Origin of the sequence: Bradyrhizobium sp. 33ap4 (assembly GCF_032654765.1) — a bacterium.
GTDB classification, from domain to species: Bacteria; Pseudomonadota; Alphaproteobacteria; order Rhizobiales; family Xanthobacteraceae; genus Bradyrhizobium; species Bradyrhizobium australafricanum.
The window spans coordinates 136,541-152,124 of the sequence record NZ_JAUMTJ010000007.1 but is presented as its reverse complement, the minus strand read 5'-3'; the positions used below and the strand labels follow the sequence as shown (position 1 = coordinate 152,124).

Here is a 15,584-nt window from a genome sequence, read left to right as displayed (position 1 = left end):
GCAACTTCCTTCAATGGAATAAGGAAGACCGTTCAAGCTCAAGTTCAATTCAAATCGACCGCGCGTGTCGCCCTCTTCTCTGGTTGACAGGGGCGGAGCTCGTCTGGCTGACGTACTGCAATCATCAACGTTCGCTTTGCTTTCCGGTCTTGAGAGGCCCGGTGCATACGCCCGACTACCCGTTATGGCAATTTGAACGCAGCCATAGTCATACGAGTCGCTGTACCAGGTTCCCTCCGCGTTGACGGCGTGTTTGGTAGCAGTAACCTTCGAAGCGCACTTGGGCCATTGGAGCTTGCTACTCAGCGATCCTTCGGATCGTGAGACCGCCCTCTCCTCTGCTGTCGGCCGATCAATAACTTTGCCAAGCCCCCAACGGGGCAGCGAAAGTCGTCCGTCATCCTGTTCTTGAGGAGCCCCCGCCTGCCCAGAGCGATCGAAGCTCGCCCTTGCGCGTGCAAGCGACGCATCATTCCAATCCGGGATGAGCAAGGGGTTGTTGTCTGCAGCGCGGCCTGAACCGGCAATTGCCGCGACGGCAACTAGAACAATGACGCAGCGAGAAACGCCTGACATTTGTCGTACCTCCTATTACGAAACGTCTGCCCTGTCGAGTTGTCAAAAACGCGATTCCGGGCCAATCAGCACGCTGACGTTCACGACCCTACAATCTTCAGCAGGCTCCGGACCGCGCTTCAATTTCCTGCTCACTTATGCGTCGGCAGCTCTTGCGGTCCTTTCACGCACAGGCAGGCACGCCCTCACCTCGATTCTCGCACGAGAGTATGCATCTATCGGCCCCTCCGTGGGGCCGGCGTTCAGGTTAGAAGATCCAGCTAATTGAATCAGGACTCAGTCCGCATCTCTCCAAGGTGCTTCACAGCCGACACAGAAAGGTCGACCGGTTTGCGGCTGTACGTGCAGGCCCTGCTCAAGCATACTCAACGATCATATTGTCTTGATACGTGTGCCAAGTCCCTCTCCGATAGAGCCGCTCCAGTCCCCGACCACCCGTCACTGGGATTTGAAGTTCCACAACCCCCTTCGCTCCGTCATCCATGAAGATCATCTTTTTATCTGTCCCGCGGTCGAAGTACGTGTTCGTTACGGTGGTCTTCGTTTTTTGAAGCCAGGTATTACCGGCTCGCGTCAGGAAGCTGTCAACATTGTTCACCTTGAAATGGAACTGCTTGATGAGTGGTACGAGCAGACCGTCTACCTCGTCTGACTCTTGAATGAATGTCGCCTTCAACGCGGCTTCATTACCTCCACTACGCTTCCAATATTGGTACCAGTAGTCAGCATGGGCGCTGTTCGTCACGCCTATCGCGGCCGAAAATCTCATAAACTCGATTCGAACAAGATAAGTCCCGAACGGATCATTTGTCTCAAGAAGGTCCTTGATGAGATTCCCGTCCGGAAAAAACGATGTCGATGGATCCTTTCCATCGTAGTCCGGGAGTTCGCTCTGCGCGTCCTTCAGGTTCTTCTCGGACTTTCCCGCCGCCGCAGCGAGCTTGCCCAGAAAACCCTTTGTCTGCGCGAGCGCGAGTGCCTCTTTTGCTCGATATGCTTCAAACTGGAAAAAACTCCGTGCGGGACCTCCGCCGGATTGAATACGAGCCGTAAGCCTTGCACCTTCGTGCCACGCAACGTGCATCAAGAACCGCTTGATGTTGTCCTTGGGAGACGTATCAAGATCGTTCACCACCGCGCTGACAACAGGGAAAAATGCAGTCGCCCGCTTTCCTGGATCTGGTTCAGTTGCGATGTCGAGCGGACCAATCGCCGCGTCCGCCAACGTCGCTGTCGCGAGGCCGAGAACTTCATACCACCTTTCCAGCGCTGCAACCGCTATGGTCGGCTTGTCACGACTGCGTCGGCTGCGTGGAGCCGATCTTGCGATCAAGTCGGCGCAAATCTGCATCTGCTCAAGTATGTCACGCTGACGCCGAAGCAGATCCGGATGCAAAGATACCGGGTACATCGATGGGCCATCCGTCGGCTCTTTACCACTATTTTTCGCAAGTCGTCGCGTGGGTTGTTTCCTCATCGTGCCCCTCGTTCGTTACTCCCGGTTGTGATTGCAGCTTGCAGGCCAAGACCACATCGCCGATCTTTCGATTGGGTAAGTCCAGCTTGACGATGGAATCACGGCCGCCGCGCGCTCTCGATTTGAGCCGGACCTCTTCAACGACGAACGATCGAGGTCAGGCGTGACAGCCAGGTCTTAGCCGTTCAGAACTTGATCTCGTATTTGCAGCCATGGGGATCCGCTCCCCCATCGCAAAAGACCTCGACCTCCTCGCTTGGATGAACGCTGAGAGTAACCGCGCCTCCCGGCGACTCAAAAAACGTTTCCGACACGACGTTGTGACTCGAATTGAACACCCTCACACGCGAATTGCCTCCGCAGTTTTCCTGTATCGCCAGATTGATCGTTTGAGTCGCTCCCCCGGCATTCCTGTAAACCGTCCGTCTCTCGTTGCAGCGAAAACTGTACTCCATTGCTTCCTCCGTCTGGTGACGATTGATTCCAGCCGTGCAGCGCGGCTGGCAGACTAGCCCAACGATAAGGTGCGTTCAGGATGTCGCTTTATGCCCTCAGATCCACGATATGCGAAAACATAGGCCCCGCTCCTTCAGCTCGGTTGCAAACTGCAGATCGCTGCAAGCGTGCGGTGGAGTGACACCAGCTTGTCTGTCCTCAGCCATCAATTCCACCTCTTCAATGAGGAGCCCATAGTCGACGTCGCCGCGGGCGGTGGGCAGAGCTATTTTCCAGATCCACCATACCTCGGCCCCCCTGCGAACGGGCCGCAGCGGAGACCTTTCGATCGGGTTTCCTGCCTTGTCGAGGACGCGATGCCATCTGATCGTGTGATCAGCATTTCGGGGGATGGAGCCTCCTCGGCTGCACGCAGAAGCCTCAGATTAAGCAGCGGCACGTCTGTTAATTTTGGTCAGCCGCACCCAGAGCTTCGCTTCTCTGAAAGCCTATGCTGTGCAATTCCAGCTTCGGGATACCAGGCCAACCAATGCCACCTGCGACGGCGGGTTGCTCAACGGGCCCATTCTAAAAACAATTGGCTGCGGTGCCTCAAAGAATTTCCGAACAGACCAGTGAGTTTGAGTTCAGAACAACCGCTTTCTCGATGAACAGATGCCTACAACCTCATTTTGAACGAGCATATCGATGCAATCAACCCATTTCTTGGGTGCTGGCGGCATCATTCTTCGTGATTCAATGCTGACGATCAGATAGACGACGCCGAGCAATAGGGGGGACGACCAGCCGCCGGACGAGAGGACATATGTCGACGAATAGCGCGAGCGCTTGGTGATGTCCTCAAACGACGTTCCGCTCGTCAGCCGGTTACGCGCGGCGGCTGGAAGGTCTTTCAAGACAATCCCATGCGGGCTCTTGTTGTTGCTGGTACGCGTCCGCGACGCATGTTCGCGCTGCACTGCAAACAACTTCAGGAAAAAGCCCGTTCTTACCTTCTCTCGTAGATAGACGCTCAGCGTTCCGACCGCTGGACTCAGAAGGCCGACCGAAATCGAGGCGTCACACGTCGATACGTGACAGACTGTTCGGCAAGGTAATTTTCGAACGTCGCGCGATCGGCCTTTGCGCCGCGAAGCCGATCCGTCGGGATGACGTAATGGCGGACCGCCCGACCGACACCATCGGCCGCTAGAAGTGGAATTGCTCGCGCTGGCCGACCTTCGACAACGCGATCGTTCTCCAAATGGGGAAAACGCGCCAGGTCGCACGAAAACACCCAGTTCGCAGCGGCCTCGATCAAATGCTCTTCGATCACGCGCTTGCGCAGACGTGAAGCACCCGGGATTACGCCGCCGTACGAAGGACCGACCGGAAGCTCGCACCGATTTCCTTTCCACCGCGGCCCGCCCCGCGACATTGCGCGACGCTCGAACCAGCAGCCACGAGCCGTGAGAGCGGGAGACAACAACCTCTGGACGCGTCCCATAAAACTCGTTTAGACTGTGTCTATTACTGGTTGTATTGAGGTATTTCTATATGAATAGAATTTCAGCAACCAGCGCAATCATTGTCGGGCTCTTGGTAATGCTGATCGTCGGCGCGACGGGCGGACTTGGTGTCGGCATTCCCTACAAAAATGAAGCCCTTAAGGCGGCGGCGACCTGGCGACTTCGCTGTTCGTTGTCGCGTTATTTTTCGAAAGGGCGCTCGCCGTGATCAACGACCTTCTGTTTGGAGAGGAGCAGCAAACTGCAGATGCAGCCTTCTTTGCCTCGGAAAGTGCCACTGCAAGGCAGGCTCTTGTAGAAGTAAGCTCGAAGAGAGAAGCAACGCGCCTCGCCGTCGGATTCCTCTTTGGACTCCTAGTGAGCGGAGCTGGGCCCAGAACCCTTGAGGCGTTGTTGGATCTGTCGCCAGTACCGCCCTTACAGCTAAGCGGCTCTCATCGGACGCTGTTCTACGGCGTAGACGTCGTCTTGACCGCTGGCTTGCTCGCAGGCGGGAGCAATGGCCTGGCCGTAATCATCGAAATACTGAAAAAGCGCACGCAATCGATCTATTGGAATTTGATGGAGGGATTGCGTGCGAGAGCACGCAGTTCGGCAGATATGAGCCGCCGCTTTGTCCCCCATCTGATGGGGCGCCCTCTCACGGTGCAACCTTTCGATTTTACCGTGGAAATATCCAACGGCGATCCATTGCCGGTAGTGACGCCCGACTTCGTTTTCAGCGTGAAGAATGCGTCCACTGCTCACGTTACCGCTGACGGAATTCAGTGCGGCTACGATGCCGTTCTGCAACTAACTCGTTCCGTCAATACGGTTGAGTTGGACGTCACCAATAAAGCGCAGGCCACCATCACAGCCTGGTGCGTCATCAATAATGTTCTGCAGCCTACTCCCGGCAAGGTCATTCCTGGCGGAGCGCAAACCGTGAGGTTTGATCTGGAAGACATTATGCGCATCACGTTTGACACGACTGGCGAACTTTTCCTGCACACGGTTCGCTAGATTGCCGTTTTAATCGCGTTCCGGCGAGACGAAATCGCTCTGACCAACAGTACACCGATTGGATTTGATCATGACGTCCATTTACCTCGACATCACCTGCGCCAAGTTTCCAAAAGTGGATGCCGCCATGGCTATCCGAAAATCGGGCCAAACCTGGTCCGAAAGCGAAGAAGAAAACCACCAACCGACCAAGAAGATTTTCGCATCGAAAAGCGGCGATTGGACGTTCATCTCGGATGGAACCTTTACGAAGCTCAAGAAGGACGGAAGCCAGCTGGGCTCTTTGAATGATTTCAATCCTGATACCGCCCAAGTCGGAGATTCCGGATCGGGTTACTCGGCCGAGAAGGATGTCGATTTCCGATGGACCGTTATCGATCGAGCAAAATCGATCAAGCACGATGACAAGATAATCTGAAGCCATCCGGAGCCCGCGAAGCGGCAACGTCAGAAAATGCCGATCGGGGGCGCGGTTGAATAAATTTGACCAATGAGGGGGCTCGAATGGCTGGAATCCCGCTTCACAGATATCGCACCGGCTTTTATCTGCCGTATCCAACTCCCAGCGAACCGCGCTGGGGTTTCTACACGCTCGCATGGGACGACGAGGAAGGAGAGCTCAATAGCGACGCGCTGGAAGACGGAATGCTACTCTTTTGGGGCGGCGATTCTGTCGCCTTCCCGACTACCGACGTGGACAAGGTCCTTGATCGTTTCTCTCGATACATTGCACGCAGGTACAATGATCCCAAAGGGCTGGGCTTCTTCAGATTCGAACGCGACGGCAGCATCCGGCGCCTGACGGATTTTGACTTCAGTATCCAGCGCACCAAGTCGGGGGGCTGGCAAACCAGCGGGGCGATCACATTCAAGATCGGCCCGCCCTACTTCCTTCGTATCGGGCCGCATTCTCCCGTCAATCTGAAGCTCGGCGCGGCGCCGTTTTTGGAAATTCAGGGGCCGGCATCGGGCCCGGGATTTAATTTGTATCGCCAGAATCATGACAAGATCCCGTTCAGCGGTCCTTTGTCGATTCCCTTGATCAAGACCGGGCAAGTCGACACGACCTCGACGTTCAACTTTGCCCTCTCATTGACCTCACAGCAGCTCGAATTGCTTAACTTCGGGCTACGCTATTCCTACGCCGACAATCCAGCTTCGACACAAGCCATCAACTTCTTCGACTTCAGCTTTCTCAAGCCGGTCGCCGCCAAAGCCTTGTTCAATGCGACGATCGATCCGGCAAGTCGCGAGACGGCGGATCGATCCTGTTTCACGATTCCGCAGGTAACTGCTCGCAGAAAGTCGAAGCGGTCGTCCGCGCCACAGCTCTTCAATGCTGCTCTTGCCAACACCCATGGCGTCGATCTTATGCTGAGCGCTACCGACGCGGGGAAGTTCCCATCGCGATTTGTCTTTGCGACATATGCGACGAGCACCAGGCTCAATCATTATCCCGATCTGGACGAGATGTGGTTCGTCTGGGGCGACGATGACCAGAACATAACCGCTCACTACGACTTCAGCATCATTCCGGACGGTACCTTCGACGTCATAGAGTACGCCGAGAACGGCACGACGCCTGTCCCGTTGCTTGGTCGGACGAATTTCGGGGTGTTGCCCGGTCTTTCCGACCGGGAGTATCTGCCCCTGCGCGCGACAGACCGCATTCGCTTCCGTACCGGCGGCGCTTCTTATGACCGTCGATTGCGCGTCATAGACCCCAACGTCCACGACAAGCCTTTGCTGTTCGGTGACGCGCTCGGACAAACCACGTCATGGATTGCGATCGTCGACAAGGACGACAACGACGTCACGTGCCTCATATCCGAAAGTCCCGATTTCGCGCAATACGCGGCGGTCAAGGATGCGAGGCTCGGCACTGCGCAATCGGGCACCCTGAGCGGAACGTTTGATCCGATCTCGCTTCGCGTTTTCGAGAAGAGCGAGGCGACCGGTTTGGCGTTGCCGGTCATTCCGTACCTCGCTCTCGAGCCAGCTCCCCCCAGGGCATTGCTGGAAGACTTCGAAAGGCGGGTGGCAGTCCCCTTCCGAAGAAGCCTGGTGAATCCGGCACAAGACCGGGCTGTTGTTCCAGCCACGCAAACGCACTTCACGCCCCTGAATTTCCTCGTGCAGCGAACCGACGCCAGTGTCGAACGTCTCGTGCTCGCAAGGGCGCGCGAAGCCCGCGACAAAGATGACGGCCTTCTCGAGATCACGAACGTTTCGAGCACGCTCGCCGATCTGCTCGAGCGCGACGAATTGTTCATGGTGATGACAGGCCTGGCGCCGGACCAGGGCGAGATGAAGTCTCGGGTGGACATCGCTGGGTGGGGATTCGACATAGAACTGCCAAAGGACCCGAAGTGGGACAAGCAGCATCCAGGCCAGGTCGTGATCATCAAGGGCGCGCGCGGCAAGATACTGGACCTTGTCGACGCCGATAGTTCCTGGGTGGGCCGCGGAACCGTCTGTCCCAAGGACCCCAAGAAATTCGGCGCCGCGGAGGTTCGCGATCTACTGGCGCCGAAACTCAATTTGGCGTTGCGCGACGCCATCGATCCGGAGGCGTACCAGGCGCTCAATGCGGCCTATGCCGACCTTCGTGCCATTCTCGATGACGTGGAATGGATGGGCGTCATCGTGCTTCACTGCGCGGTCGATCCCGGACACCTGCCCGACCAGATTCAGGCCGTGCTCGGCGGCATCAACCCCTCGCTCTTTCTGGCGCACCATATCGCGCTGCGTCTCAACCGCCTGCAATCCGATGCCGGCGCGCCGGCCATCGGATCGAGCCCGCTGTTCGGGGTCATCGACTACAACGACCCGCAAGCCAACCCGCAGCCGGGCGGCACGAACAACGATCCCATCGGCAATAAATTCTACGCCTTGGCCGTCAAACGCATGGTGGTTGGCTTCTCGAACAGCCACGTCAGCGCGTTTTTTGCCGAAGTGTGGCTGCGGGCGGCTGGATTCTTCGAAGCCCTGGCCGAAAACAGCCAGACCGTCAAGATCATCGGATCGCACGAAAGCCGGATTGATGCGTCAGGCAACACGATCGACATATACAAGTTCGTCGCGAACGGAACGTATACTTTCCCTCTCACGGCAAGCAAGTTCATCGGCACCGTACAGTGCGATCGCGTCACTCTGTCGGTCCGGTCCTCATCGCCAGCCGACAAGTTGCCAAAGCACATCGTCACCCGCTTCGCGGTGGACGGGTTTCTCACATTTGGCGCCAATTTTCCCAATGCCAGCATTACGCTTATCGATCCGATCGACCAAAACACCGGCAAGCCGAAGCAATTCAGTTTTACTGATATGGGAATCGAGTTCGCGTTCGATATCGTCGCGGACACCTCGCGGGACGGATGGCACACGAAGAGCGGAAAATTCTACTTCCGCCCGGAAGGGTTATCGATCGAGCTGGGCGATTTGCAGCGGGAAGGCAAAGCACTGCTCAGTCGCCTGCCGTTCAAATTCCGGAAGTTCGAGTGGTGGACCGATGATGGGCTTGGCCTTGGCGACCTCGGCTATCTTTCTTTCGGGAAGCTCGGTCAGGACACCCCGACGCTGGATATCTTCAAATATGGTCTTACATTCGATCTGAATCTGGGAACGCTCGGCAGCCTCGGGTCGAAGCTCAAGGAATTCCAGCTGCGCTTCCTGCTCGGCTGGATGGAGCGAGACGGCAAGACGATATTCACGCTTGGCTTCAAGTTCGACGGCAGCGGCGGCGAGAATCTTGACATCGGAATCGGCAATCTGTTCCGCCTGAAAGCGCAATATTACGGGATCGACAATGTCGATACCGGCCAAGGCATTTACGTCATCTATGCCTACGACGCGAAGCTCGTGATCTTCGGAAAGGAGATTCCCGACTCGAAGTTCAGCCTGTTCATCTTTGCCGACCCGGCGAATTCGGGCCAAGTCGGGTGGTTCATGCTGATGCGGAAGGAAAGCGGTTCCGGTGGTCCCATCATCGATCTCAAGCTGATCGGTGGCGGTCAGCGGATCGATGTATTCGACCAGAATGCCCGGACCGTAAAGCAGCTCATCGCGAACATCGAGGACGGATTCGGCGATTTTGCCAAACGCAACGAATCCGCCGACGAAAATTCATTCCAGAAGAAAGTCATCGATAAAGTGAAGGAGGGAAAGCTCCTTCGCTACGCCCCGGAGCACGAATGGACGGCTTTTCTCAATACCAGCATTGCGGACCTGATCCAGTTTCAGTTCGCAGCGCGCGACCCTGACCTGTATGGCATCAACGTTGGCCTTGAAAAGTTCGGCATTGAATTCGGCGTGCTGTACAGAAAGCTGAGCGAAGATCTCGGCGTCTATTCGATTGAATTCGTCCCGCCGGCATCGTGGCGCACTTTCGACGTGGGCGCGGTCACGATCGTTCTGCCCGCGATCGGCGTCGATATCTATACGGACGGCGGCTTCAGAATCGATCTCGGCTTTCCGTATAATCACAATTTCTCTCGTTCCTTCGTCGCGGAAGTCATCCCTTTCACCGGTTCGGCTGGCGTGTACTACGCGCAGATTTCCGGTCTTGGTTCGCGGCTCGTTCCAACGCCAGTGGACCTGACCTACGAGTATAATCCGGTCATCGAGGCCGGATTTTCAGGTTCGTTCGGTCTCGGCAAAACCCTGAACGCCGGAATATTCAGGGCTGAGGTCAAGATTGAAATCTATGCGATGCTCGAGGGCGCCCAGGCAACGCTTCGGAAAACGAAGAAAGGCGCGCTGAAAAAGGCAGCCGCCGACCTCGTCCCGGCCAGTCGCTTTATCGCGCTCAGGGGAACAGTCGGCATCCACGGCCATGTGGAAGGCGTGGTGGACTTCGGGATCACCCGGGCGCGGGTTTGGGCCGACCTTTATGTCGAGGTGGTGATCACGCTGCGAACCGACGACCACGTTCTGCTTACATTTTCCGTCGGCATCAGCATCGGCTTCGAGTGGGTCATCGCGCGAATCGAAACGTGGGTGGGCACTTTCGAGGTCAAGATCCATCTGTCGTTCAGCACCACCATCAGCTATTCGTGGACGCTCGGAGACCAACGTACGGACTTTGACAAGATCTACAAGGAACACAGCCTCGCTCTCGAATCGCGACATCGAGATGCCTTTGTCCAAGAACGCAATCCAGAAGTGGCGGCGTTCGAACCCATCAAATGGCTGTCGGACTTCACGCCTTCGATGTGGCGCGGCACATCCAACAAGTGCGAACTTCCGCTGGTCTTCAATCCCGACCTGACTTTCGCCGATGACGGCTTCGACGATTCCGGAGCGGTAGTCAGTCGCGGGCCTGCGTTCGTGCCCCTGCTCTGGGGCGAGACCAGAGACCCGAACGCCAACCAGAGCGGCAATGCCGCCCCGATGGAGGAACTGGTCGTAGCGCTCACGTCCTGGGCCGTCTACTCGGTGCTGCAAGATACACCTTCGATCGGCGATCCGCTCGTCGACAAGGGTACGATCGTCAGCGTGATGCGCCGGCTCATCGGCGGCGACGAAATGCACGATCCCGACGAAACGGTCCGGCACGGCCCGACCTACGCGCAACTGAAGGAGTTCCTGGAAGCCAATTTCCTCGTCAACATCCAAACGACGAGACCGCAAAATCGTCAAACCGATGGCGAGTTTCCCGGCGCGCTGTTCCCGATGCCGTCCGATATCATCCTGTCCACGGTCGATAGCGGCGGACAGCGGCATGAGTTCGATCTTTCGCATGCGCCACTGGTTGACGGCGACTTCTTGCTCGGCCTGAAGAAACTGTTCAGACAATTCGCCATCGAGGCGGAAGAGCGCAACGACCCGCAGAAGAAATCTGTCGCAACGACTACCCAGCCATATCTGTCCGTGCTGCTGGAAGAGCATTTCGAATTGCTGCTGCGCGCCGGCGTCTCCGCATTGTTGACCTTGATCGAACCGTACGAACAAGCGGGCACCAAGGTCAGGTTGACGCAATTGCTTGCGCAAATGACCAAGCCTCCCAAAGCACTGGTTGATCTGGACTCGCAGTCTCCTCGGCTCGCTGCGACGGCGGCGGCCTCAGCCACTCGTTACTTCCTGCACGGCCTGCGGCTTCTCCTGCCCCCGAAAGTACGCGCAACCAAGGATGCGATCGAGCCTGCCGCCCGATCGATGATCGACCGGAAGAAGGACGACACTGCGCCGATTTTTGTCAGCGCCGGCCTGCAACACGACATAGGAGCGGGGTTACACCAGATAGAACTCAGTGCCGCCGCAGGCGGCACCTGGTATACGATCAGCGGTTCGAAGGCGGTAGCCGAGCTTGATCCGGATGCCGTCAACGCCCAGATCGAGGCCCACAAGGCCATCAAGCCTGATACGCTGAAGTTCACCCCAAGCATATTGCCTGGCTGGAACGCCCTCCCCAACAAGTATGCTCCGCTCAGCCGCCAGGGGCTCGGCAATCCGCCGACGAAAACCTGCCTGATGCTTCCCGCCGACCTCGTCGAATCGGACGGAGACTTCAAGAACGAAACCTTCAAGGTCGTTGCAACCAATCCAACTACCGGCGCCCAGGATCCTGTTCCCGCCACGCGGATCATCGCGGTTCCGATCCGGATCAAGCAGGTCCAAAGGGAAATTGTCGTTCCCAACAAGACCGGCAAGGCGGCGGCAGCCGATCCATTCCCGGACTTCCTCGGCGACGTCTATGAGGTCGTCGGAGCGGTCGAGGACGATCGGCGCCTGCTCGATCAATTGCCGGCCGACTGGAAGGCGGACAGCATCGAACTGTACGCGACGACCGCGGACGGCGATCTGACGCGGCACGTACCGATCAATGACACCAACCAGCCAATCGTCATGCGGGCAAATCTCTCGGTCGAACCGGGGCTCGATGCGGCGAACGGAGGGTCCAAACTACTCGATGACGCGCTCGCCTCGGCCCGAGAGAACTCGGCCTGGCTGCGGGATGAAAAGGAGAAATTCGTCGAGTTGATCCGCTTTGCTTCGGTGGTCAACAGCGGCGGCTTCTTCCTGTTGTCGGATGCTCAGGAGATCAAGGACCTTTTCAAAGCCCCGCAACCGACCGCCGGTCGGCCGCAGGGAGCGCTGGAAATACCGCGGCTCCTGATGATCATTCGCTGCAAGGATCCGCAACACGCGCCAGCGAACGCCCTGCTGCTCGATGGACTGTTCGAGCAGGAAACCCTGGCGATCGAGGCCGGCGAGTTGCTGCGCTCCGCGATATTGCCCGGTCTGTTGCCGCTCAAGGTCCTTCTGGACGATCCGGCGGCGACGGCGGCCTGGACTTTCAAGGACGGGCATCGGGAAGCCGGCAAATTTGAGACGCTGAAAGACAAAATCATCGCCGACGAAGGCTGGAGCTCCTTGCCGCCGGCCGATCAGAGCCAGAAACTTCGACAACTGATCCGGACAATCGACACCAGCGGATTCAGGGGAATCGACGTCGTCAAGGCCGACATTCTGACCCGATTCACGATGCTCGACTTCGAAGTGACGGGCACCGATTTCAGCGCCGACAGTTTCCGCACCGTCCTGCCGGTTGGCCCAACGCACAAGATCCGAGATGAGCCGGTCGACGACAAGCACCTCGGATATAACCTGCCCATTCCGCTCGCCAAGTTCTTGAATCCCGCCAATGGCGATCCTGCCGACCCGTATGGCGCGATCGGAAAGGATTGCACGATCAAGTTTTCCCTGCGTGACGTTTACGGCAACCGGATCGGTATCACCGGCGAGTACCCGATCAAGGGCGTGAAATATTCCGACGCGATCCTGCCGTTCTGGGACGTCCGCGGCGTATCGCTTCGATACGACACTGATGAGTCCGAGCGAGCTGTTGCAATCACGCTGCAATACGAACTGAATCTCGACAACGTGAAGACCGAGGACAGAGGCCACACCATCGGTGCCATTCTTCGCGACCTGGCAACGGCCCGCGTTCAACTGTTTACGCCAACAGTTCGCGACGGGAAGGATACTGATCCCGCTCCGCTCCGTTCCGGCGTCGCGTTGAAGCTCAAAACCACACTGTTGCACAACGAAGAGGTCGACCAGGACGAGATTCACTTGCCTGGAGCGATGGACATCGGAGCCGCCAGCCTGATGGTGCTTCGCAATTTCCTCAAGAGGGTCAAAACGGAGCTCGAGAAAATAGCCAGTTCCGGCAACATCAGCTTGTTCAAGAGCGAAATGTCCATTGCGTTGGCTGCCAAGACTCTGGCCAGCGGAAATTATATTCCGGTTTCGGCGGGCCTCGTCGTCAGCCGATCCAAGGACCATGTCGAGCAGCAGTCGAGCAGAGTCTCGCAGCGAGAGACCGATATCCCTGCCTCCTACCTGGCTGCGGCCGCCGCGCCCGCGCGGTCCTCGCGCAAGGCCGCGCAGACGATATCTCGCGACGCGTTTGCGCTGCGAATCCCGAAGCTCTGGCCTCAGGAGGGCACCTATCTGCCGGCGAGCGGTCGCGCAGCACGCCCCGGCGGCAACCGCGACGTCATCTGGCTGGTTCGGGCCGAATTGGCTCAACCGAAGAAGATCGGAACTCCAGTCCTTGCTGCTCCGCTCCCCCTTGCCAACACGCCGGTGAATTTCTCGTTCTCCGATATTCCGGTCTTCGATACGTCGAACACGACGACCTGGGCTGTTCGCGATGCCGATATGGACATGATAGGCAAAACTATGGCTGTGCGCATCGACAGCGCCGTGTCGCCAAGAATCGCCGGTCGGCTCCTGCGGGCAGTTCGCGACCTATCGCCGTCGGATCTGCCTGCAGTAAGAGATGCGCTGGAGAAAATTCTGCAGTGCAAGGAGATCGTTGCAGAGCAGCTCGCCGGCAGGATCGAGGCGGCCAATGAAGGCGAGAAACCCGCCTTCAAAGATCTCAAACCCGATGCCGCACGCGACTTCGAGGAGCGCCTCAAGCGCCGATTGGGCGCCTACTTCGATATCGATGCGCTTGCCGGTCACAAGATCACATGGGATGCCCATGCGCCGGAAAGCACTCCGGCCCAGGCTCCTCACGTTTACCTGAAGGTCAGCAAACAGGGCTCCAAGAGCAAGTCTCGTCAGCGTGGCACCTTACCTCCGCCGGACTTCTCGACGGATCAGGCACCGCTTGCGGTCAACGCGACCGCGGCCAAGGCGACCCCCGCTTTCTCGGTATTTTTCGACATCAATCCGTCAGGGATGGAGGATGCCCCGGCACGGTTTGAGACCACCCTCTCATACGAAGCCACGCATGTGCAGCGCATTCGCTATCCGACCGACGCAAAATCCGTTGAAGGCCGGCGTACGCAATGGCTCGAACTCATCAAACCGGAGAACGACGAGCCAGATGTGATGACAATGGAAATTCCCGTCATCAGGAGAAAACTCCCGCAGCCGGTGACGATCATCCAGCAAAGGGCGAGCAGTCCACCCGTAGTGGCGGGCGGCGGTTTCGACGGCAGAATCGCCGAAGCGCGGCAGTGGCGGTTGGGCGTGGATTGGACGTGGCCGGAAGACATCAATACGCGGCTTCAACTCACGGTCGCCTACAATTCGACCCCTGGAGACGATCCTCATTTCCAGGCCGAGGCTGGATCGGCCCGCGAGCACATCGCGCATTTCGTGGCGAGAACCGATGGCGGTGTTTGGAATACGTTGATGGATGTGTCGGCCAAACCGTCGATATTGCTGCCCGAGGTCGCGGTCACCGTCTCCGCTTTTGTAAAATTCGGATCGTTCGCCGAACGTCTCGGGACCGACCTGGCAGGCGGGCTAGTGCGCGCGAAAACACTGAATTCCGATTTCTGGAGTGACAGATTCACGATGGAACTGCCTGCAAAGGGAAAACGCCTGAAGATCACGGCCGATCCTGCCAACGACACGAACGGCCGACGGCGGCGGGGACGGCTGGCGTATGATCCAGCTGAATTCGGGGCGCAACGGAAAGACAAGCTCACTATCACGAACATCGACGCCCTTCAAGGCGTCAGCGCTTGGTCAGGCTTCAAGGTATTTTCCAACGTCACGTTCAGCGAGGAGTTTATTTACGTCCTCGACGGGATACGGGCGGGTTCGGCCCTGGTCCCTCACATTTATCGGACCCAAACGTTCGACATCGCAGCCGCGCTTCAACCCAAGCCATTGCCACAGTTGCTTGCACGCGCTTTTGAAGCGCTGTTTGGGGATGCAACGAGACTGCTGACGGATATTGAGATCCTGTATCGAACCATGATGTTCGAACGAACAGAGTCCGATTCCAGCCCGCTCCTGGAGATTCGGGGCAATCGCACGGCCGGCACCCCCGTGGCAAAGCTTGCCGCAATCCCGGTCCGCTCAAAGACCGACATCGATGAGATGACGCGACTTGTATCGTCCACGACGGCCGATTGGCTCGCAAACAACCACGTCCCGGTTCGCGCGAAAGACGGTAAGCGGCAATATCTCGGAGAGCTTCGCTTCCGGATCACGATCTTCAGTGAAATGCCATCGGCGATCGGGGCACCCATTATGAAATACGAGGATGTCGTGCTGCCCCTATCCAAGGTCTTGATCTCCTGACCGCAGCATTCAAG

Annotated in this window: 6 protein-coding genes; 4 read left to right on the top strand and 2 right to left on the bottom strand. The window is 57.6% G+C overall.

Annotated elements, in window-relative coordinates; all coding sequences use genetic code 11:
• Window positions 1-931: 931 nt before the first annotated feature.
• Both Q2M23_RS07800 and Q2M23_RS07795 read right to left on the bottom strand, forming a co-directional pair.
• A complete protein-coding gene (locus Q2M23_RS07800) occupies window positions 932-2,053 on the bottom strand; it encodes a hypothetical protein (RefSeq protein WP_316395240.1) in 1,122 nt (373 codons plus the stop codon).
• A 1,082-nt stretch (window positions 2,054-3,135) separates the two neighbouring features.
• Window positions 3,136-3,468 (bottom strand): hypothetical protein, encoded by a 333-nt coding sequence (locus tag Q2M23_RS07795; protein ID WP_316395239.1) that lies wholly within the window; start codon window positions 3,466-3,468, stop codon window positions 3,136-3,138.
• A 625-nt stretch (window positions 3,469-4,093) separates the two neighbouring features.
• Here Q2M23_RS07795 and Q2M23_RS07790 point away from each other — a divergent pair.
• From Q2M23_RS07790 to Q2M23_RS07775, 4 genes are all read left to right on the top strand, one after another.
• Window positions 4,094-4,225, top strand: a complete 132-nt coding sequence (locus Q2M23_RS07790) for a hypothetical protein (protein ID WP_316395238.1) — start codon at window positions 4,094-4,096, stop codon at window positions 4,223-4,225.
• Complete coding sequence (locus Q2M23_RS07785) at window positions 4,222-5,019, top strand: hypothetical protein (protein ID WP_316395237.1); 798 nt, start codon at window positions 4,222-4,224, stop codon at window positions 5,017-5,019. Before Q2M23_RS07790 ends, Q2M23_RS07785 begins: the two co-directional genes overlap by 4 nt.
• A gap of 70 nt (window positions 5,020-5,089) precedes the next feature.
• Window positions 5,090-5,437 (top strand): hypothetical protein, encoded by a 348-nt coding sequence (locus Q2M23_RS07780; RefSeq protein WP_316395236.1) that lies wholly within the window; start codon window positions 5,090-5,092, stop codon window positions 5,435-5,437.
• 86 nt (window positions 5,438-5,523) lie between these two features.
• The gene (locus Q2M23_RS07775) at window positions 5,524-15,570 is read left to right on the top strand and encodes a hypothetical protein (RefSeq protein WP_316395235.1); all 10,047 of its coding nucleotides are present in this window, start codon (window positions 5,524-5,526) and stop codon (window positions 15,568-15,570) included.
• The last annotated feature ends 14 nt before the right edge of the window (window positions 15,571-15,584 follow it).